This is a genomic window from Lysobacter sp. N42 (assembly GCF_004344885.1).
Genome location: NZ_SKFB01000007.1, coordinates 64765 through 82824, shown reverse-complemented (window position 1 = coordinate 82824; position 18060 = coordinate 64765). Strand labels below are relative to the sequence as shown.

Here is an 18060-nt window from a genome sequence, read left to right as displayed (position 1 = left end):
TAAACGGCCCGCCCGCCGACCTCGCGCCATGGACCGCAAACTGCTCGACCTCCTCGCCTGCCCCACCACGCGCCAGCCGCTGCGGATGCTCGACGCCCCGCGCCTGGACGCGCTCAACCGCGCGATCGAAGAAGGCCGCGTGCGCCGCGGCGACGGCGCCATGCAGTCCACCCGCGTCGAGGCCGCACTCTGTACCGAGGACGGGCGCCTGGCCTACCGCATCGACGACGGCATCCCGGTGCTGCTCGCGGAGGAGTCGCTGGATCTCGGCGCGCTCGCGCAGCCGGCATGAGCCGCGCCATCGTCCCGCCCCCCGCCGAGGCGGTCGAGCGCGACGTCGCCCGTGCGCTGGAGGAGGACATCGGCGCCGGCGACGTCACCGCGGCCCTCCTGCCCGATGTCGCCGACACGGCCTACCTGCTCTGCAAGGAGCCGGCGGTGGTCTGCGGGCGGCCGTGGTTCGACCTCTGCCATCGCCGCCTCGATCCGGCCGTGGCCATCGAATGGCATGTCGCCGAGGGCGACCGCGTCCCGGCAGGAACACTGCTGGCCACGCTGCAGGGCCGCGCGCGCGCACTGGTCAGCGCCGAGCGCGCCTCGCTCAACTTCATGCAGACGCTCTCGGCCACCGCGACGGCCACCGCCGCCTACGTCGACGCCGTGGCCGGCACCCGGGCGCGCATCCTCGACACGCGCAAGACGCTTCCCGGCCTGCGGCAGGCGCAGAAGTACGCGGTGCGCTGCGGCGGCGGGGAGAACCACCGCATCGGCCTGTTCGACGCGGTGATGCTTAAGGAGAACCACATCCGCGCCGCGGGCTCGATCGCCCGTGCCGTCGAACTCGCGCACGCGCGCAGCCCCGGGCTACCGGTGATCGTGGAGGTGGAAACGCTCGACCAGTTGCAGGAAGCGCTCGCGACCGGATGCGACCGCATCCTCATCGACGACTTCGACGCCTCCACGCGACGCGAGGCGGTGCGCATCGCGGCCGGCCGCATTCCCCTGGAGGTGTCCGGTGGCGTCGATCTGGCGGGCGTGCGCGCCATCGCCGAGGACGGCGTCGACTGCATCTCCATCGGCGGGCTCACCAAGCACGTGCGCGCGGTCGATCTCTCGCTGAAGCTCGGGCGGACGCACTAGGCCACCGACGCCGACGCGGCCGTGGCGCCCCGCGGGCGGCGTTGCGCGATCCGCCCCGCCGTGCGCGTCGGCGGCACGGCAGCACGCTGATGCACCGCGGACGCCCCGGCGTATGACCGCGGCGCTGCGGACGGCACGGGCCGCATCGGCGCCCGACGCAGGCCAGCGAACCGGCGCGCGCGATCGGCCTGCAGACGGGCCGGGGCCGCGGTGCGCCCTCGTCCGCAGGCTTCAGAGTGCCAGCAGGATCGCGCCAGCAATCAGCGCCGCGCCGATCGCCACGCCCCAGGCCAGCCGCGGATCCAGCGGAGTGCGCGGCGGGGGTTCGCTGGTGTGGGCATCGCCCGAATGGGTGGTGGAGGCGAGCTGGAATCGCAGGGTGTCGAAACCGATCTCGTCACCCACGCGCGCAACGCCGTGAAGCACGCGCTTGCCGTTGAGGAAGGTGCCGTTCGTCGAGCCCAGATCCTCGAACTGCACCCCGTCCTCGCTGGGAAGCAGGCGCGCGTGGCTGCGCGAGATGCCGGCCTCGTCGAGCCGGAGGGTGCAATCGGGCGAGCGTCCGACCGTGGTGACGGAGCTGAGCGCGAACGTGCGCCCGAAGAACTTGCCCGATACCCCGCGCAGGACGAACTTCGGCAACGCCTGGCGCACCGCCGTGGCGAACAGGTCGTCGTTGGACGCCGCCGCCTTCGCACCGGGGCGCGCCATCGCGACGTTCTCCATCGCCGCGAGCTGGGCCTCGCAGTCGTCGAACGCGAGCCGGTCCCCGTCACGCAGGGCGATCAGCCCGCTGACCTGGGAGCCGTTGACGCTGACCCGTGCCCCGTTCTGCACATCCAGCATGACGCCGTTGGCGGTGACATGCAGTTGGGCATGCAGGGGATGGACGCCGGGCAGGGCCAGCACGATGTGGGCATCGGGCGCGGAGCCGATCCGGTTGACGCCTGGCTGCAGTACGACCTGCGGATGCTCGCCGCTCGGAAACACCAGCTTCATCGATCAGCCCCCCTGTAGGCCGGGTGACCCTTGTCCAGGGTCGGAAGAGCGGCGACAGTAGCAAAATGCCCACGTTGATCGTGTTGATGATCGTCGCAGCCGCCGGATTCGCGTTCTGGAACGCGGGACGCGCGGCCGCGGAGCGTGCCGGGCGCCTGGGACGGGACGCCTGCCGGGCCGCGGGAGCGCAATGGCTCGACGACTCCGTGCATGTGATCGGAATGCGTCCATACCGCCGCGAGAGCGGCTGGCTGGGCTGGGAGCGCACGTTCCGCTTCGAGTACTCGCTGGACGGGCAGGATCGCCACGGCGGGCGCATGGTGCTGCGCAGCGACCGGCTGGTCAGCTTCAGCGGCCCGGCGGCCCCGGCACCGGTCGTCGAATTCCGCCCGCGCGGGGGCTGAAGCCGCGTCGGGGCTACTTCACGATGCGCAGATGGCCACCGCGACGGGGCGTCGGGCGGTCCGGATCGGGCTCGTCCGGCGGATTGCCCTCGTCCTGGACGGCCTCCAGGAACGGCGCGGGGGTCGCGCCCTCCACGGCTTCCGCCGGGCCGTCGGCCTCGTCCAGTTCCGGTTCCTCGGGCGGCAGTGCCATCCCCTGCCCGTTCTCGCGGGCATACATCGCCAGCACGGCGCTCACCGGAACCGATACGGCATGGCTCACGCCACCGAAGCGGGCGCTGAAGCGGATGACCTCGTTGCCCATCTCCAGCCCGGCCACCGCGCGCTGCGCCACGTTGAGCACGATGCGCCCGTCCTTCACCGCATGCGTGGGCACCAGCACCTGCGGACGCGTCGCGTCGACGAGAAGATGCGGCGTCAGGCCATTGTCGGCGATCCACTCGTAGAGCGCCCGCAGCAGGTACGGGCGATGGCTGGTCATCGGAAACTCGTCGCTCATGCCGCCAGTGTACGGCAGCGCACGTGGCGCGACCGCCGCTGCGGAGGTGGTGCGCCAACGAAAAGGCCCGCGCGTGCGGGCCTGGGCTCGTGGCGGTCCGGTCAGGCCGGCAGATCGCGCAGCTTGCGCTCCTGCTCGGTCAGGCTGCGCGTGAAGCCCGGGTTCCGGAAGATGCGATTGCCGTAGTCCTCGATCACCTTGCCGTCCTTGGGCAGCGGCACGCCGAGGGCCGGCAGGCGCCAGATGATCGGCGCCATGGCGCAGTCGGCCAGGCTCATCTCGGGGTTGAGGAAGAACTTGCTCGCCTTGAACAGCGGGACCGAGGCCGTGAGCAGTTCCTTCAGACGCTTGCGCCCCGCCTCGGCCTGGGCCTTGTTGCCGAGCTGGATGGCCTGGACCTGCGGCACCCAGTCGTGCTCCAGGCGCAGCATCGCCAGCCGCAGGCGGGCACGGGAAAGAGGATCGACCGGCATCAGCGGGGGATGCGGGTAGCGCTCGTCGAGGTACTCGCTCACCACGCTGGCGGCATACAGCACGAGGTCGCGCTCGACCAGCGTGGGCACCGACTGGTACGGGTTGAGGTCGACCAGGTCTTCCGGCGGGTTCTGCGGGTCGACCGGTATCAGGTCGTACGTCACGCCCTTGGCCGCGAGCACCAGGCGCACGCGGTGGCACAGGACGCAGTCCGTGGAAGAGAACAGGGTCAGGGTGTTGCGCATGTTGCGTGGGCTCGCCGCCATCGTCGACCTCGATCGGCCGGATTCCGCCGGCCACAAGGCGCCGCCCACCCCGTGCGGGCGGTCGCCACGGTCCCGAGCCACGGTGGCAGGACGCCGGCCGTCAACGCCGGCGTCGCCTCCCCGCTCAATGCTCCACGTCGCGCCAGTATTCCTTCTTGAGGAGCCAGGCGAGGAACGTGAGCAGGGCCAGGAACAGGATCACCCACACGCCGATCGACTGGCGCTTGAGGGCGGCCGGTTCACCGGCGTACTCGAGAAATGCAGTGATGTCGCGCGCGACCTGGTCGAAGCCCTGGGCATCGAGCGTGCCCGGCTGCGTGACCTTGAGGCCGGTGACCGGGCGCTCGCCGGTGGCGGCGTCGACCTTGCCAAACTCGGCATGCTGCAGGCCCTGCAGCTGCCACAGCGGGTTGGGCATCGACGCGTTCGGGAACAGCGTGTTGTTCCAGCCAACCGGGCGCGTCTCGTCGAGGTAGAACGACTTGAGGTAGGTATAGACCCAGTCGCTCGTGCGCACGCGCGAGATCAGGCTCAGGTCCGGCGGCATCTTGCCGAACCACTCGGTCGCCGGACCCGCCGGCATCGACACGCCGATGGTCTCGCCGAACTTCGCGCCGGTGAAGTTGAGGTTCTCCATCACCTCTTCCTCGCTCAGGCCGAGGTCCTCGGCCATGCGCGAGTAGCGCACGTACTTGAGCGAATGGCAGCCCGCGCAGTAGTTCATGTACAGCTGGGCGCCGCGCTGGAGGGAGGCACGATCGCCAAGGTCGGTGCCGGCCTGCTGCAGGTTGCCGCCCGACGCCGCCAGCGCGGCCGTCGAGGTGGCCAGGCCCAGCAGCAACGCGGCCATCGAGTGGACGAGACGCATGGTCATGGAACGGGGTGCCTTCGGAAGGGAGGTCGCGCGGGGGGCCAGGTCAGTCATGCATCGTCACCCGTTCCGGCACCGGCTTCGTCTTGTCGATCTTCGTCCACAGCGGCATGGAGATGAAGAAGGCGAAGTACAGGAAGGTCAGCACGCGGCCGATCTGCGTCTCCACCGGATCCGTGCCCGGGCCCGCGCCGATCTTGCCCAGCCACACGAAGGACACCGCGAACACCGCCAGCATCGCCTTCGACAGCCAGCCACGGTAGCGGTACGAACGCACGCGGCTGCGGTCGAGCCAGGGCACGAGGAACAGCAGGATGATCGCGCCGAACATGACGATCACGCCGCCGAGCTTGTCCGGGATCACGCGGAGCATCGCGTAGTACGGCGTGAAGTACCACACCGGCTTGATGTGCGCCGGCGTCACCAGGCGATTGGCCTCGGTGAAGTTGTCGTGCTCGAGGAACCAGCCGGCCACGGTGGGCTCGAAGAAGATGATGAAGGCGGCCAGCATCAGGAAGAAGCCGACGCCGACGAGGTCCTTGACCGTGTAGTACGGATGGAACGGGATGCCGTCCTTCGGCGCGCTCGCCGACCAGCGATTGCCCTTCGGGCCGTACTTGATGTCGATGCCGTCGGGATTGTTCGAGCCCACCTCGTGCAGCGCGCCCAGGTGCAGCACCACCAGCAGCAGCAGCACCAGCGGCAGCGCGATGACGTGCAGCGCGAAGAAGCGGTTGAGCGTGGCGTCGGACGGCAGGTAGTCGCCCATGATCCATTCGGTCAGGCCGTTGCCGATGACCGGGATGGCGCCGAACAGCGAGATGATGACCTTCGCGCCCCAGAAGGACATCTGGCCCCAGGGCAACACGTAGCCCATGAAGGCCTCGGCCATCAGCACCAGGTAGATCACCATGCCGAGCAGCCAGACCAGCTCGCGCGGCTTGCGGTAGCTGCCGTACATCAGGCCGCGGAACATGTGCAGGTACACGACGACGAAGAACAGCGAGGCGCCGGTGGAGTGCATGTAGCGGATCAGCCAGCCCCACTCCACGTCGCGCATGATCGTGAATTCGACCGACGTGAACGCCTCGGCCGCCGAGGTCTTGTAGTGCATCGTCAGGAAGATCCCGGTCAGGATCTGGTTGACGAGCACAAGCAGGGCCAGCGAGCCGAAGTAGTACCAGACGTTGAAGTTCTTCGGAGCGAAGTACTCCGTCATGTGCTTGCGGTACGCCACGCCCGCGTTCGGCGCACGGTCGTTGAACCAGTTGATGGCGCCGGTGATCAGGCCCTTGGCGATGTTGTTGGGGGCCGACTTCTGGTCGTTGCTGATGGCCATGTCAGGCGGCTCCCTGCGGATCGACGCCGATCACGATGGTGGTGTCGTTCTCGAAATGGTGCGGCGGCACCACGAGGTTCGTCGGCGCGGGCACGCCCTGGTAGACGCGGCCGGCCATGTCGAAGCGCGACTTGTGGCAGGGGCAGAAGTAGCCGCCCTTCCACTGCGGATCGAAGGGCTCGGGGCGGATCTCGGCCTTCATTTCCGGCGCGCAGCCCAGGTGGGTGCACAGGCCCACCAGCACCGAGATCTCGGGCTTGAGCGAGCGGAAGGTCGGGTCGCCCTTGAGGACGTACGCCGGCTGCTGCTCCGGGTTCTCGGACTTGGGATCGCGCAGCTGGTCGTTGAGCGTGGGCAGCGCCTTCAGGATCGCCTGCGAGCGGCGGACGATCCAGATGGGCTGGCCGCGCCACTCGACCACCAGGCGCTGGCCCTCGGCCAGCGCACCGATGTCGGCGATCACCGGCGCACCCGCCAGCTTGGCGCGCGCGCTCGGGTTCCAGGACTTGATGAAAGGCACCGCGGCGAAGCCGGCCCCGACCGCGCCGACGACCGCGGTCGTGGCGGTGAGGAAACGGCGGCGGCCTAGGTTGACCGGTGCGTGGGTGGTCTCGTTGACCCCTTCGTTGGCCATCCGGCACTCCGAAAACAGTTCGACGTGGGCTGCGGCGACGCCTGGGGCGCCGCGCGGCTGAAAAAGACGCGGAAGTGTAACGGAATGGTGAAGCGGCCGACAATCGGCCGCGCACCGGAAATCGCGTCAGCGACGGATGGTCGCGCTGCGGTAGCGGTCGGCCAGCAGGGCCACGCGTTGCACGTAGCGCTGCGTCTCGCCGTAGGGCGGCACGCCCTTGTACCTGTCGACGGCGCCCTCGCCGGCGTTGTAGCCGGCCGCGGCCAGGGTCAGGTTGCCGTTGAAGCGCTTGAGCAGCCAGGCCAGGTACTGCACGCCGCCACGGATGTTCTGCGCGGGGTCGAAGGCGTTGGAGACGCCGAAACGGCGCGCCGTGGCCGGCATCAGCTGCATCAGGCCCTGGGCGCCGACGCGCGAGAGCGCATTCGGGTTGTAGGCCGACTCGGCATGGATGATCGCGCGCACGATGGACTCGTCCACCCCGTACTGGGCGGCAGCGGCCGAGATCTCGTTGGCGTAGGCGTCGGTGCGCAGGCGGATCTTGCCGAAGTTCACACCCGGCTTGGCCCCGCAGGCGAAGCAGGTCTCCATGTAGCTGTAGCGGATCGTCCGCACCGCACCGGCATGGGCGACGCCCTGCGGCCGCTTGCTGGAGTAGTGGCGGACGCCGTCCTTCACATAGGAGTAGATCTGGCCCTGTACCAGCCGCGGGCTGCCCGAAGCGCCCGACGATGCGGCAGGCGCCGCGGACGCGGCCGGCACGACCGTGGCCGGCGGTACGCTGCCGCTGGCCGGCGAACCCGATACCAGGCTGGTCTGCATGACCGCACCGGCCGCGGCCGGCGCCGGGGTGCTGCGCGAGCGCTTCGGCGCCGAGTACTGGCTGACGACCTCGCAAGACGCGCCCTTGATGCGCTTGCTGACGTAGCTGCGGCCTTCCGCGGTGTCGCAGCGGTAGACCGTGCCGGCGAAGGCGGGGGCGGCGAGAACCAGGCCCGACAGGAGCAGGACACCACGGATCGTCTTCATGGGGCCATCATTCCGTGTTCCCGGAGTTTTCACAACCCCTTGATCTGTTTAGAATTGTCTTCTGCGGACGCCGTCACCCGCGCTGTTGCGGCGCGGTAAACTGCCCGCCCGGCCCGGACTAAGCGCCGCCCTTCCCGGATTCACATGACCGACCTGCTGCTCGCCGATGCCCCCGGGGCGCCGGCCCCCCCCGTCGCGCCGCGCGGCAAGCTGTTCATCGAAACCCACGGCTGCCAGATGAACGAGTACGATTCGGCGAAGATGGCCGACGTTCTCGCCGCGGCCGAGGGCCTCGAGATCACCACCGACCCGGCCGAGGCCGACGTCATCCTGGTCAACACCTGCTCGATCCGCGAGAAGGCGCAGGAGAAGGTCTTCAGCCAGCTCGGTCGCTGGCGCCAGCACAAGCAGGGCGGCAAGCCCGTGCTGATCGGCGTAGGCGGCTGCGTGGCGAGCCAAGAGGGCGAGGCGATCGTCAAGCGCGCGCCGTTCGTCGACCTGGTCTTCGGCCCGCAGACCCTGCACCGCCTGCCGCAGCTGATCGAGGCCCGACGCGAAACGGGCCGGCCGCAGGTCGACATCAGCTTCCCCGAGATCGAGAAGTTCGACCGCCTGCCCGAGCCGCGCGCGGACGGGCCCAGCGCCTTCGTCTCGATCATGGAGGGCTGCAGCAAGTACTGCTCGTTCTGCGTGGTGCCCTACACCCGCGGCGAGGAGGTCAGCCGACCGTTCGAGGACGTGCTGGTCGAGGTGGCGCAGCTTGCCGCGCAGGGCGTGCGCGAGATCAACCTGCTGGGGCAGAACGTCAATGCCTACCGCGGGCCATACGGGGACGGCGAGGTGGCGGACCTCGGCCTGCTGATCCGCACTATCGCCGAGATCGACGGCGTGGACCGCATCCGCTTCACCACCTCGCACCCGCTGGAGTTCTCGGACTCGCTGGTGGAGGCCTACCGCGACGTGCCGCAGCTGGCGAACTACCTGCACCTGCCCGTGCAGTCGGGCTCGGACCGCATCCTCGCGGCCATGAAGCGCGGCTACACGGCGCTGGAGTTCAAGCAGAAGATCCGCAAGCTGCGCGCCGTGCGGCCGGACATCTCGATCTCGTCGGACTTCATCGTCGGCTTCCCCGGCGAGACCGACGCGGACTTCGAGAAGACGATGAAGCTGATCGAAGACGTGGGCTTCGACCAGTCGTTCTCCTTCATCTACTCGCGCCGCCCGGGCACGCCGGCGGCCAACCTGGAGGACGACGTCTCCAGCGAGGTCAAGCATGCGCGGCTCGCCCGCCTGCAGGCGACGATCAACGACAACGCCCGGCGTATCTCGCAGGCGATGGTCGGCTCGGTGCAGCGCATCCTCGTCGAAGGCCCGTCGCGCAAGAACCCGAACGAGCTCACCGGCAAGACCGAGAACATGCGCTCGGTGAACTTCCCCGCCCCGCCCCGCCTGATCGGCCAGTTCGTGGACGTGGTGATCACCGAGGCGATGAGCAACTCGCTGCGCGGCCGGGTGGTGACCGCCGAGGCGGCTGCGCCGGCCTGAGGCCGAGCGCTCGACGGCGTGGCGGCTCGCGCGGGCCGCCTGCCCTTTGCGAAAACCCGCGCCGCCGCGCAAGCTCACGCGCCGTACCGGCCGGTGCATGCATCGTCGGCCCGAACTCGAGCCCCCTCCCCCGCATGGCCGACCAACTCACCCGCGACTTCGTCCTCGACCCCGCCGACCCCGAGCGCCTGGCCAACCTCGCCGGGCCGTTCGACGCCCACCTGCGCATGCTCGAGCTGCGCCTTGGCATCGAGATCTCCAATCGCGGCAACGTCTTCCGCATCCAGGGCCCGCGCGAGGCGGTGGTGCACGCCGAGCGCCTGATCGACGAGCTCTGGCAGGACGCGGCCACCGAGACGCTCACCGAGCATGCGCTCCACCTGCGCCTGTCCGAATCAGGCGTGGAGCAGCGCATGCGCGACGAGGTCGAGCCGCAGGAGGTCGTCATCAAGGTCAAGCGGGGCAACCTGCGCGCGCGCGGCCAGAACCAGGCGCGCTACCTGCATGCGATCGCCACGCACGACATCAACTTCGGCATCGGCCCCGCGGGCACGGGCAAGACATTCCTGGCGGTCGCCAGCGCGGTCGAGGCGCTCAACACCTCGCGCGTGCAGCGCATCATCCTGGTGCGCCCCGCGGTGGAGGCCGGCGAGAAGCTCGGCTTCCTGCCGGGCGACCTGACGCAGAAGGTCGACCCCTACCTGCGCCCGCTCTACGACGCGCTCTACGAGATGCTGGGCGTGGAGAAGGTGGTGAAGCTGATGGAACGCAACGTCATCGAGGTCGCACCGCTGGCCTACATGCGCGGCCGCACGCTCAACGACGCCTACGTGATCCTCGACGAGGCGCAGAACACCACGATCGAGCAGATGAAGATGTTCCTCACGCGCATCGGCTTCGGCAGCACGGCGGTCGTCACCGGCGACATGACGCAGATCGACCTGCCGCGCAACGTGAAGTCGGGGCTCAAGGATGCGATCGACGTGCTGCGCGGCGTCGACGGCATCAGCTTCACCTTCTTCGAGTCGCGCGACGTGGTGCGCCACCCGCTGGTGGCGCGCATCGTCAACGCCTACGATGCGCGGGATGCCCACGAGGCGGCCGGCGGCCGCAGCTGAGGTCGTGCCATGACGGTCGGACCGGTGAGACTGGACGTCGCCGTTTCCTACGCGACGCCGCGCCGCGGCGTCCCCGCCGCCGCCAGCTTCCGCAGGTGGGTGGCGGCGGCCCTGGACCGGCGCATCCGCGAGGCGGACCTGTCGATCCGCGTGGTCGGCGAGGAGGAAGGCCGTGCCCTCAACCGGCACTACCGCGGCAAGGACTACGCCACCAACGTGCTGAGCTTTCCGGCCGAGCTGCCCGAGGGCCTGCCGGAAGGCGTCAGGCTGCCGCTGCTGGGCGACCTGGTGATCTGCGCCCCGGTGGTCGCCCGCGAGGCGGCCGAGCAGGGCAAGGCCCTCAACGACCACTACGCCCACCTCACCGTGCACGGCGCGCTGCACCTGCTGGGATGGGACCACGAGGACGACGCCGACGCCGAGGCCATGGAAGCGCTGGAACGCGAGATCCTGGGCGGCCTGGGCGTGGCGGATCCGTACTGAGTGGCCGCTTGTCCCGACCGGCCCACGCCCCCATATCGACCGGCCGGGGCCGCTCCCCGGATAGACTGTGATGCCGCCCCCTCCGGCGGCCTTTTCTGACCGAGACATGGCCGAGGACGACAGTAGTACGCAGGCACACGAACGCGGTGCCGACCGCCGATCCTGGTTCGACCGCATCAGCGCCGCGCTGTCGGGCGAGCCGTCCACCCGCGAGGACCTGGTGGAGCTGCTGCGGGACGCGCAGGCCGACGGCCTGATCGCCGCCGACACGCTGCGCATGATGGAGGGCGCGATCGCCGTCTCCGACATGACCGTGGGCGACGTGATGATCCCGCGCTCGCAGATGGTGTCCCTGCCCGCCGAAGCCCGCTTCCTGGACCTCATGAAGATGGTGGTCGAGAGCGGCCATTCGCGCTTCCCGGTACACGGCGAGGACAAGGACGAAGTCCTGGGCATCCTGCTCGCCAAGGACCTGCTGCGCGGCGTGGTCAGCGACCACGGCCCCGCCACGATCCACGAACTGCTGCGCCCGGCGGTGCTCATCCCCGAGAGCAAGCGCCTGGACGTGCTGCTGCGCGAGTTCCGCTCCTCGCGCAACCACATGGCCATCGTCATCGACGAGCACGGCGGCGTGGCCGGGCTGGTCACCATCGAGGACGTGCTGGAGCAGATCGTCGGCGAGATCGATGACGAGCACGACGAGGCGGCCGACCCGAACGCGCTGATCGCGGCGCATGCCGACGGCCAGTTCGTCGTCGACGCCCTCACGCCCATCGCCGACTTCAACCAGCGCTTCGGCGCGGACTTCGACGACGACGAGTACGACACCATCGGCGGCCTCGTGACCGCCGCCATCGGCCACCTGCCGGAGGCGGGCGAGGAGCTGAGCCTGGGCCGGTTCGTGTTCCGCGTGGCCGGCGCAGACGCGCGCCGGGTGCACGCCTTCCACGTGGGCGTGCATGGCGACGAATGAGGCGCGTGCCGCCCGCGCGCTGCCGGCCGCCCTGCGCCTGCTGGCCACGCTGCTGCTGCTCGCGCTGGCCGGCATCGCGCAGGCGGCCGCGCCGCGCATCGGCGTGGCGACCATGCAGCCGGGCCGGATCTTCTGGGAACGCTTCGGCCACGACGCGATCGTGGTCGTCGATCCGGCGACCGGCCGCGCCACGTCCTACAACTTCGGCTTCTTCGACCTTGCCGAGCCCGGCTTCGTCGGCAACTTCATCCGCGGCAGGATGCGCTACCGGCTGGTCGCGCTCCCGCTGGAGGACGACCTCGCCCTCTACCGCGAGGAAGGCCGCGGCGTATCCGTCCAGTGGCTGGACCTGACCGGGGCGCAGGCCCTGGACCTCGCGCGGCGCCTGGAAGTCAACGCGCGCCCCGAGAACGCCGTCTATACCTACGACTACTTCCGCGACAACTGCGCCACGCGCGTGCGCGACGCGGTCGACGCCACGCTCGGCGGCGAGCTGCACCGCCAGCTCGCCTCGCGTTCGCGCGGCTCCACCTACCGAAGCGAGGCCGTGCGGCTGGCCTCGCCCGCCTGGTGGATGCGGCTGGGCTTCGACATCGGCCTGGGCCCGCGCGCCGACAGGCCGCTCTCGCTCTGGGACGAGGCCTTCGTCCCCATGCGCCTGGCCGACGCGCTGCGCGAGGTGCGCGTGGGGGGGCGACCGCTGGTCGCGTCGGAGACGACGATCCTCCCCCATCGCATCGCGCCGGAGCCGGCCGACGCGCCCCGCCCGCTTCTGCCCTGGCTTGCCGCAGGCCTCGTGCTCGGCATCGCGGCCGCCTGGGCGGGCCGCCGCGCGCCGCGGGCGACGGCTGCCGTGGCGCTGGTGGCCTGGGCGGTCATGGGCCTGCTGGGCACCTTGCTGCTGTACATCTGGCTCGCCACCGCGCACGTATTCGGGTGGACGAACCACAACCTGCTGCTGCTGAACCCGGCTGCCTGGCTGCTGCTGCCCGGCGCGTGGCGCCTGCTGCGCGGGCGCGCCCCGGGGCGGCTGTTCGGCCCCGGCCTCGCGCTGGTGGCGGCGTTGGCCGTGGCCGGCCTCTTCCTGTACTGGCTCTCGGCGGCGCCGCAGGACAATGCGCGGTGGATCGCGCTCCTGCTTCCGCTGCATCTGGGCCTCTGGGCCGGGCTGGGCAAGCCAGGGCGACGCGGCCGGGACGACGGCCGGTGAGCAGCGCGCTGCCACCCGCCAGCATCATCAACTGCGCCGCCTATGCCGCCGACGGCACGCGACGCGACATCCCCATCGAGGCGATCAGCGACGTGCTCGCCGTCGATGACGGAAGCTGGGTCTGGGTCGGCCTGTACGAACCCGGCGCGCAGGTGCTGGACACGCTGCAGGAGGAGTTCGGCCTGCACGATCTCGCGGTCGAGGACGCGCAGAACGCGCACCAGCGGCCGAAGATCGAGGGCTATGGCGACTCGCTCTTCATCGCCGTGCACACCGCGCAGTCGGTGGAGGGGCGGATCCGTTTCGGCGAGACGCACGTCTTCGCGGGCCCGCGCTACATCGTCACCGTGCGCCATGGCGCCTCGGCCAGCTATGCGCCGGCCCGCGCGCGGCTGGAGCGCGAGCGCGACCTGCTCGTGCACGGCCCGGGTGCGGCGCTGTACGCCGTGCTCGACCTGGTGGTCGACAACTACGCGCCGATCGTCGACGAGTTCAACCGCATGCTCCTCGACCTGGAGAAGCTGATCTTCGCCGAGGCCTTCAGCCGCGACACCGTGCACCAGCTCTACGCCCTCAAGCGCGAGCTGACCCGGCTCCGCATGGCGGTCGCGCCGATGCAGGACATCGTCGGACACCTCGCCCGGGCGCGTGGGCCCCTCTTCGACGAGGAGGTGCAGCTGTACATGCGCGATGTGCTCGACCACGCCGTGCGCATCGACGCGAGCACCGAGACGCTGCGCGAGATGCTGACCACCGCGGTGAGCGTGAACCTCTCGCTCGTGACCGTCCAGCAGGGCGAGGTGGTGAAGCGGCTGGGTGCGTGGGCCGCGCTGCTCGCCGCGCCCACGCTGATCGCCAGCTGGTACGGGATGAACTTCGAGCACATGCCGGAACTGCACGGGCGCTGGAGCTACGCGACGCTGATCGGGGTTGTCGCGCTCATCTCGGCGGGCCTGTACTGGAAGTTCAAGAAGGCACGCTGGCTGTAGCCGATGCGGCCGCGGCGGGCCCATGTCGCTGGGCGCGCTTCGCCTGCCCGGCTGCCGCGGCCCGGTGCGTCGGCCGTGCCGCACCTGCGAGCCGGAATTGACCCGTCCCCGCGCCTGCGCCACGCTCGCGCCACGTCGGGGAGGACAGGCTATGCAGTGGATGACGCGTCTTGGCTGGGCGGGCCTCGCGGTGCTCACCGTGCTGTCGCTGGCCGTGCTCGCGCTGCAGCGGGGCGAGACCGTGAGCGCGATGTGGCTGGTCGCAGCCTCGGCCAGCGTCTTCTTCATCGCCTACCGCTTCTACGCGCGCCACGTCGGCCGCGCGATCGGCCTCGACGCCGCGCGGCTCACGCCCGCCTGGCGTCGCAATGACGGCCTGGATTACGTCCCCACCGAAAAGACCGTGCTCTACGGGCACCACTTCGCCGCCATCGCAGGGGCCGGGCCGCTGGTGGGGCCGGTACTGGCCGCGCAGATGGGCTACCTGCCCGGCACACTCTGGATCCTGTTCGGCGTGGTCTTCGCCGGCGCGGTGCAGGACATGCTCGTTCTCTTCTTCTCCACCCGGCGCGACGGCCGCTCGCTGGGCGAGATGATCCGCAGCGAGATGGGCAATGCCGCCGGCGTGATCGCCATGCTGGGCATCGCCATGATCATGATCATCCTGCTCGCGGTGCTGGCGCTGGTGGTGGTGAAGGCCCTGGCCGAAAGCCCCTGGGGCACGTTCACCGTGGCCATGACCATTCCCATCGCGCTGCTGATGGGCGTCTACCTGCGCTGGCTGCGGCCGGGCCGCATCCTCGAGGTCTCGCTGCTCGGGCTCGGGCTGCTGCTCGCGTCGATCTGGGCGGGCGGGCACGTGGCCGCCGATCCGGAATGGAGCGCCGTGTTCCGCCTGCAGGGCACCACGCTGGCCTGGCTGCTGATCGGCTACGGCTTCGTGGCGGCGGCATTGCCGGTCTGGCTGCTGCTCGCGCCGCGCGACTATCTCTCGACCTTCCTCAAGATCGGCACCGTGCTGGTACTGGCCCTGGCGATCCTCGTCGCGCGGCCGGACCTGCAGATGCCCGCGGTCACCCGGTTCGTCGACGGCACCGGCCCGGTGTTCTCCGGCCAGCTCTTCCCGTTCCTGTTCATCACCATCGCCTGCGGGGCGGTATCGGGCTTCCATGCGCTGATCAGCTCGGGCACCACCCCCAAGATGCTGGAGAACGAGACGCACATCCCGTTCATAGGCTACGGCGGCATGCTGATGGAGGCCTTCGTCGCGGTGATGGCGCTGATCGCCGCCTGCGTGCTGCAGCCTGGCCTGTATTTCGCGATGAACTCGCCGGTCGCGCTGCTGGGTCCGACGGTCGAGACCGCCGCCGCGGCCATCTCCCAGTGGGGCTTTGCGATCACGCCGGAGATGCTCGCGCAGACCGCGCGCGACATCGGCGAGGAGACCGTGCTATCGCGCACCGGCGGCGCGCCCACGCTCGCGGTCGGGATGGCGCAGCTGCTGACCGGGCTCGTCGGCGGTGGCGGCATGATGGCCTTCTGGTACCACTACGCCATCCTGTTCGAGGCGCTGTTCATCCTCACCACCATCGACGCCGGTACCCGCGTGGCGCGCTTCATGTTCCAGGAACTCGCGGGCCTGGCCTGGGCGCCGCTGCGCGCCACCGAGAGCTGGTTCGGCAACCTGCTGTGCACGGCGCTCGCCGTGGCGGGCTGGGGCTGGTTCCTCTACCAGGGCGTGGTGGACCCGCTCGGGGGCATCAATACGCTATGGCCGCTGTTCGGCATCGCGAACCAGATGCTCGCGGGCATCGCCCTCACCTTCTGCTGCGTGGTACTGGTGCGCATGAAGCGCGAGCGGCACGTCTGGATCCCGCTCGTTCCGACCCTGTGGCTGCTCGTGTGCACGATGACCGCGGGCTGGCAGAAGATCTTCCATCCCGATCCGAAGATCGGCTTCCTCGCGAATGCGCGCAGGTTCTCCGACGCGATCGCGCGCGGCGAGCTGGCGGCGCCTGCGAAATCGCTGGGCGACATGGAGCGGCTGGTCTTCAACAACCACCTCAATGCCGCGCTCTGCGCGCTGTTCATGGGCGTGCTGCTGGCGACGGTCGCATTCGGACTGCGCGCCGCATGGGCGGCGCGCGCTTGCCCGCAGCCGACCGCGCGCGAGGTCGAAGCGCGGGTCGACGCGCTCGCATGAGCCGCCGCGCGCCCATTGCCCGGCTGGCGGACGCATGGCGCTGGCTCGCACGGACCGCGCGCCTGGCCGTTGGCGTGCCCGATTACGCTGCGTATGTCGCCCACGTGCGGAAGGCGCATCCCGGGCGTACGCCGATGACACCCGGCGAGTTCGCGCGCGAACGCATGTCCGCGCGCTATGCGCGCGGGCGTGGTCGCTGCTGCTGACTCCGGCCGCTCGCGAAGGCATTCATGATGGACGGGATCTCGTCCAGCAACTCGCGCGCAAGGAAGCCCAGCGTGCCCTGGCGCGCGCGGATGGCATCCGCGGCGGCCGCGTGCAGGAACACGCCCCAGGCCGCCGCGAGGGACGGCCCCGCGCCGCGGGCCGACAGCCCGCCGATGATCCCGGCGAGGGTATCGCCCGAACCGGACATCGCCAGCCCGACGTTGCCATGGCGATTGCGCAGCACGGGCCCGGTGCCGGCGGCGATGTAGGTCGTCGCCCCCTTCATCACGACGACGGCGCCGTAGCGCGATGCCAGCTCGCGGCAATGGGCGCATGCATCGGCTTCGACGACTTCGCGTTCGACGGCCAGCAGGCGCGCGGCCTCGCCGGCATGCGGGGTCAGGATCAGCTCGGCACGCCCGGCCGCGATGCGCTCGCCGTCCAATCCCAGTGCGCACAGCGCCGCTGCGTCGACCACTGCGGGTATCGCCGGCAGCCCCGCGAGCCAGCCGGCCAGCATGCGCGACGCCGCATCGGCCTCCAGCATTCCCGGCCCGACCACCAGCGCGTCCGCGTCCGCGGCGAGCGCATCGAGCCGGGCACGGGCGCGCGTCGAAAGTGCACCGGATTTCGCCTCGGGCAGCGCGATCACGCGTGCCTCGGGCACCGTGGCCGCAACCAGGGGTGCGGCTGCCGCGGTGGTGGCAACCTGGAGGCGCCCCGCGCCCGCGCGCAGCGTCCCCACCGCACACAGAAGTGCGGCGCCCGGCATCTCGCCGGCCCCGGCCACCACCAGCACCTGCCCGCGTCCGCGCTTGTCGGCGGTGTCGTCCGGCTGCGGCAACGGATGCCGCCGCAGCCATGCCGGCGTGAGCGCGACAGGCCCGGCACGCCGCGTTCTCATCGGCGGCCCGCCGGCACGTCCGCTTGCGCCGTCACCGGCTCGCCGGCGTCGGCCACGGGCGCGCTGTAGTTGTAGCGGCGCAGCTGCAGGCGTCCGACCGGGGCGGGTTCGGGCACGAAGCCGTATTCGGTCACCCCGCAGTTCGCCACGTCGCCCTCGCGGTCGATGGCGAGGATCCGGGCTTCGGTCATCTTCTCGATGAGGTAGCGGAAGCACAGCACGGTGACCTGGTGCGCGACGATCAGCACGCGGCAGTGCCGATACTCCAGGGCCAGCGTGTCCATCACGCTGCGCAGCCGCAGGATCACGTCGCACCAGCTCTCGCCCCCGGGCGGGCGGTGGTAGAACTTCCCGATGGTGGTCAGTGCGCGGGCCTGGTCCGGATACCGGTGTTCCACGCCCAGCCGCGTGAGCCCGTCGAAAACGCCGAACTCGCGCTCGCGCAGGCGCTCGTCCTGGACGATTGCATGCAGATCGCACCCCATCGCCGCCACCACGCGTTCCAGGGTCTGGCGCGCGCGCACGTAGGGCGAACACAGGAACACGTTCGGGCGGACCTCGCCCGGCATCGCCGCGAACCAGCGGCCCAGCGCGTCGGCCTGGTGCTCACCCAGCGACGACAGCGGGACGTCGGCATCGCGGACGTCGTAGTCGATGGAGAGCGCCCGCGCGGCCTGCGCCGCGTCGCGCGCCACGTTGCCGGCCGACTGGCCGTGCCGGACGATCCAGAGCGTGTGCGGCCAGCGTTGTTCCTCGCGCATGCGCGCACCTTG

20 protein-coding genes are annotated in these 18060 nt (G+C 70.4%); 11 read left to right on the top strand and 9 right to left on the bottom strand.

What is annotated here, in order from left to right; translation table 11 throughout:
- Positions 1 to 28: 28 nt before the first annotated feature.
- Positions 29 to 292, top strand: coding sequence for a Trm112 family protein (locus EYQ95_RS13500; RefSeq protein ID WP_132327743.1), 264 nt, complete (start codon positions 29 to 31; stop codon positions 290 to 292).
- Positions 289 to 1140 carry a carboxylating nicotinate-nucleotide diphosphorylase gene (gene nadC / locus EYQ95_RS13495; RefSeq protein ID WP_132327742.1) on the top strand — a complete coding sequence of 284 codons (852 nt, stop codon included), beginning with the start codon at positions 289 to 291 and terminating at the stop codon, positions 1138 to 1140. The genes EYQ95_RS13500 and nadC overlap by 4 nt, the downstream gene beginning before the upstream one ends.
- Positions 1141 to 1371: 231 nt before the next feature.
- Here the strand turns inward: nadC and EYQ95_RS13490 are convergent, their stop codons facing one another.
- Positions 1372 to 2139 carry an FHA domain-containing protein gene (locus tag EYQ95_RS13490; protein ID WP_132327741.1) on the bottom strand — a complete coding sequence of 256 codons (768 nt, stop codon included), beginning with the start codon at positions 2137 to 2139 and terminating at the stop codon, positions 1372 to 1374.
- A gap of 65 nt (positions 2140 to 2204) precedes the next feature.
- Here EYQ95_RS13490 and EYQ95_RS13485 point away from each other — a divergent pair, with 65 nt between their 5' ends.
- Positions 2205 to 2543: a DUF3301 domain-containing protein gene (locus EYQ95_RS13485; RefSeq protein ID WP_132327740.1), complete on the top strand. Its 339-nt coding sequence runs from the start codon at positions 2205 to 2207 to the stop codon at positions 2541 to 2543.
- A 13-nt stretch (positions 2544 to 2556) separates the two neighbouring features.
- Here the strand turns inward: EYQ95_RS13485 and EYQ95_RS13480 are convergent, their stop codons facing one another.
- The 6 genes from EYQ95_RS13480 to EYQ95_RS13455 all read right to left on the bottom strand — a co-directional run bounded on the left by EYQ95_RS13480 (position 2557) and on the right by EYQ95_RS13455 (position 7646).
- Complete coding sequence (locus EYQ95_RS13480) at positions 2557 to 3042, bottom strand: ClpXP protease specificity-enhancing factor (RefSeq protein ID WP_132327739.1); 486 nt, start codon at positions 3040 to 3042, stop codon at positions 2557 to 2559.
- A gap of 101 nt (positions 3043 to 3143) precedes the next feature.
- Complete coding sequence (locus EYQ95_RS13475; RefSeq protein WP_132327738.1) at positions 3144 to 3782, bottom strand: glutathione S-transferase N-terminal domain-containing protein; 639 nt, start codon at positions 3780 to 3782, stop codon at positions 3144 to 3146.
- A 124-nt stretch (positions 3783 to 3906) separates the two neighbouring features.
- A complete protein-coding gene (locus EYQ95_RS13470) occupies positions 3907 to 4632 on the bottom strand; it encodes a cytochrome c1 (RefSeq protein ID WP_165924740.1) in 726 nt (241 codons plus the stop codon).
- 67 nt (positions 4633 to 4699) lie between these two features.
- The gene (locus tag EYQ95_RS13465) at positions 4700 to 5992 is read right to left on the bottom strand and encodes a cytochrome b N-terminal domain-containing protein (RefSeq protein WP_132327737.1); all 1293 of its coding nucleotides are present in this window, start codon (positions 5990 to 5992) and stop codon (positions 4700 to 4702) included.
- A 1-nt stretch (position 5993) separates the two neighbouring features.
- The gene (gene petA / locus EYQ95_RS13460; protein ID WP_132327736.1) at positions 5994 to 6626 is read right to left on the bottom strand and encodes a ubiquinol-cytochrome c reductase iron-sulfur subunit; all 633 of its coding nucleotides are present in this window, start codon (positions 6624 to 6626) and stop codon (positions 5994 to 5996) included.
- A 126-nt stretch (positions 6627 to 6752) separates the two neighbouring features.
- On the bottom strand, positions 6753 to 7646 hold the full coding sequence (locus EYQ95_RS13455; protein WP_165924739.1) for a lytic transglycosylase domain-containing protein: 894 nt from the start codon (positions 7644 to 7646) through the stop codon (positions 6753 to 6755).
- A gap of 153 nt (positions 7647 to 7799) precedes the next feature.
- On the opposite strand from EYQ95_RS13455, the gene miaB reads away from it, so the two are divergent.
- From miaB to EYQ95_RS13415, 8 genes are all read left to right on the top strand, one after another.
- Positions 7800 to 9200, top strand: coding sequence for a tRNA (N6-isopentenyl adenosine(37)-C2)-methylthiotransferase MiaB (gene miaB / locus EYQ95_RS13450; RefSeq protein WP_132327734.1), 1401 nt, complete (start codon positions 7800 to 7802; stop codon positions 9198 to 9200).
- Positions 9201 to 9334: 134 nt separating this feature from the next.
- Positions 9335 to 10318: a PhoH family protein gene (locus tag EYQ95_RS13445; protein ID WP_132327733.1), complete on the top strand. Its 984-nt coding sequence runs from the start codon at positions 9335 to 9337 to the stop codon at positions 10316 to 10318.
- 9 nt (positions 10319 to 10327) lie between these two features.
- Entirely contained in the window at positions 10328 to 10801 is a 474-nt protein-coding gene (gene ybeY / locus EYQ95_RS13440) for an rRNA maturation RNase YbeY (RefSeq protein WP_132327732.1), read from the top strand.
- Positions 10802 to 10907: 106 nt separating this feature from the next.
- Complete coding sequence (locus EYQ95_RS13435) at positions 10908 to 11774, top strand: HlyC/CorC family transporter (RefSeq protein WP_132327731.1); 867 nt, start codon at positions 10908 to 10910, stop codon at positions 11772 to 11774.
- Entirely contained in the window at positions 11761 to 12984 is a 1224-nt protein-coding gene (locus EYQ95_RS13430) for a DUF4105 domain-containing protein (RefSeq protein ID WP_132327730.1), read from the top strand. The genes EYQ95_RS13435 and EYQ95_RS13430 overlap by 14 nt, the downstream gene beginning before the upstream one ends.
- Positions 12981 to 13973, top strand: coding sequence for a magnesium and cobalt transport protein CorA (locus EYQ95_RS13425; protein WP_132327729.1), 993 nt, complete (start codon positions 12981 to 12983; stop codon positions 13971 to 13973). Before EYQ95_RS13430 ends, EYQ95_RS13425 begins: the two co-directional genes overlap by 4 nt.
- A gap of 151 nt (positions 13974 to 14124) precedes the next feature.
- Entirely contained in the window at positions 14125 to 16176 is a 2052-nt protein-coding gene (locus EYQ95_RS13420) for a carbon starvation CstA family protein (protein WP_132327728.1), read from the top strand.
- Positions 16107 to 16382, top strand: coding sequence for a YbdD/YjiX family protein (locus EYQ95_RS13415; protein ID WP_370451250.1), 276 nt, complete (start codon positions 16107 to 16109; stop codon positions 16380 to 16382). Before EYQ95_RS13420 ends, EYQ95_RS13415 begins: the two co-directional genes overlap by 70 nt.
- On the opposite strand, the gene EYQ95_RS13410 is transcribed toward EYQ95_RS13415, so the two are convergent.
- Entirely contained in the window at positions 16352 to 17287 is a 936-nt protein-coding gene (locus EYQ95_RS13410) for an NAD(P)H-hydrate dehydratase (protein ID WP_132327726.1), read from the bottom strand. The two genes, EYQ95_RS13415 and EYQ95_RS13410, sit on opposite strands and share 31 nt — an antisense overlap.
- A complete protein-coding gene (locus EYQ95_RS13405; protein WP_132327725.1) occupies positions 17284 to 18048 on the bottom strand; it encodes a histidine phosphatase family protein in 765 nt (254 codons plus the stop codon). Before EYQ95_RS13405 ends, EYQ95_RS13410 begins: the two co-directional genes overlap by 4 nt.
- Positions 18049 to 18060: the final 12 nt, after the last annotated feature.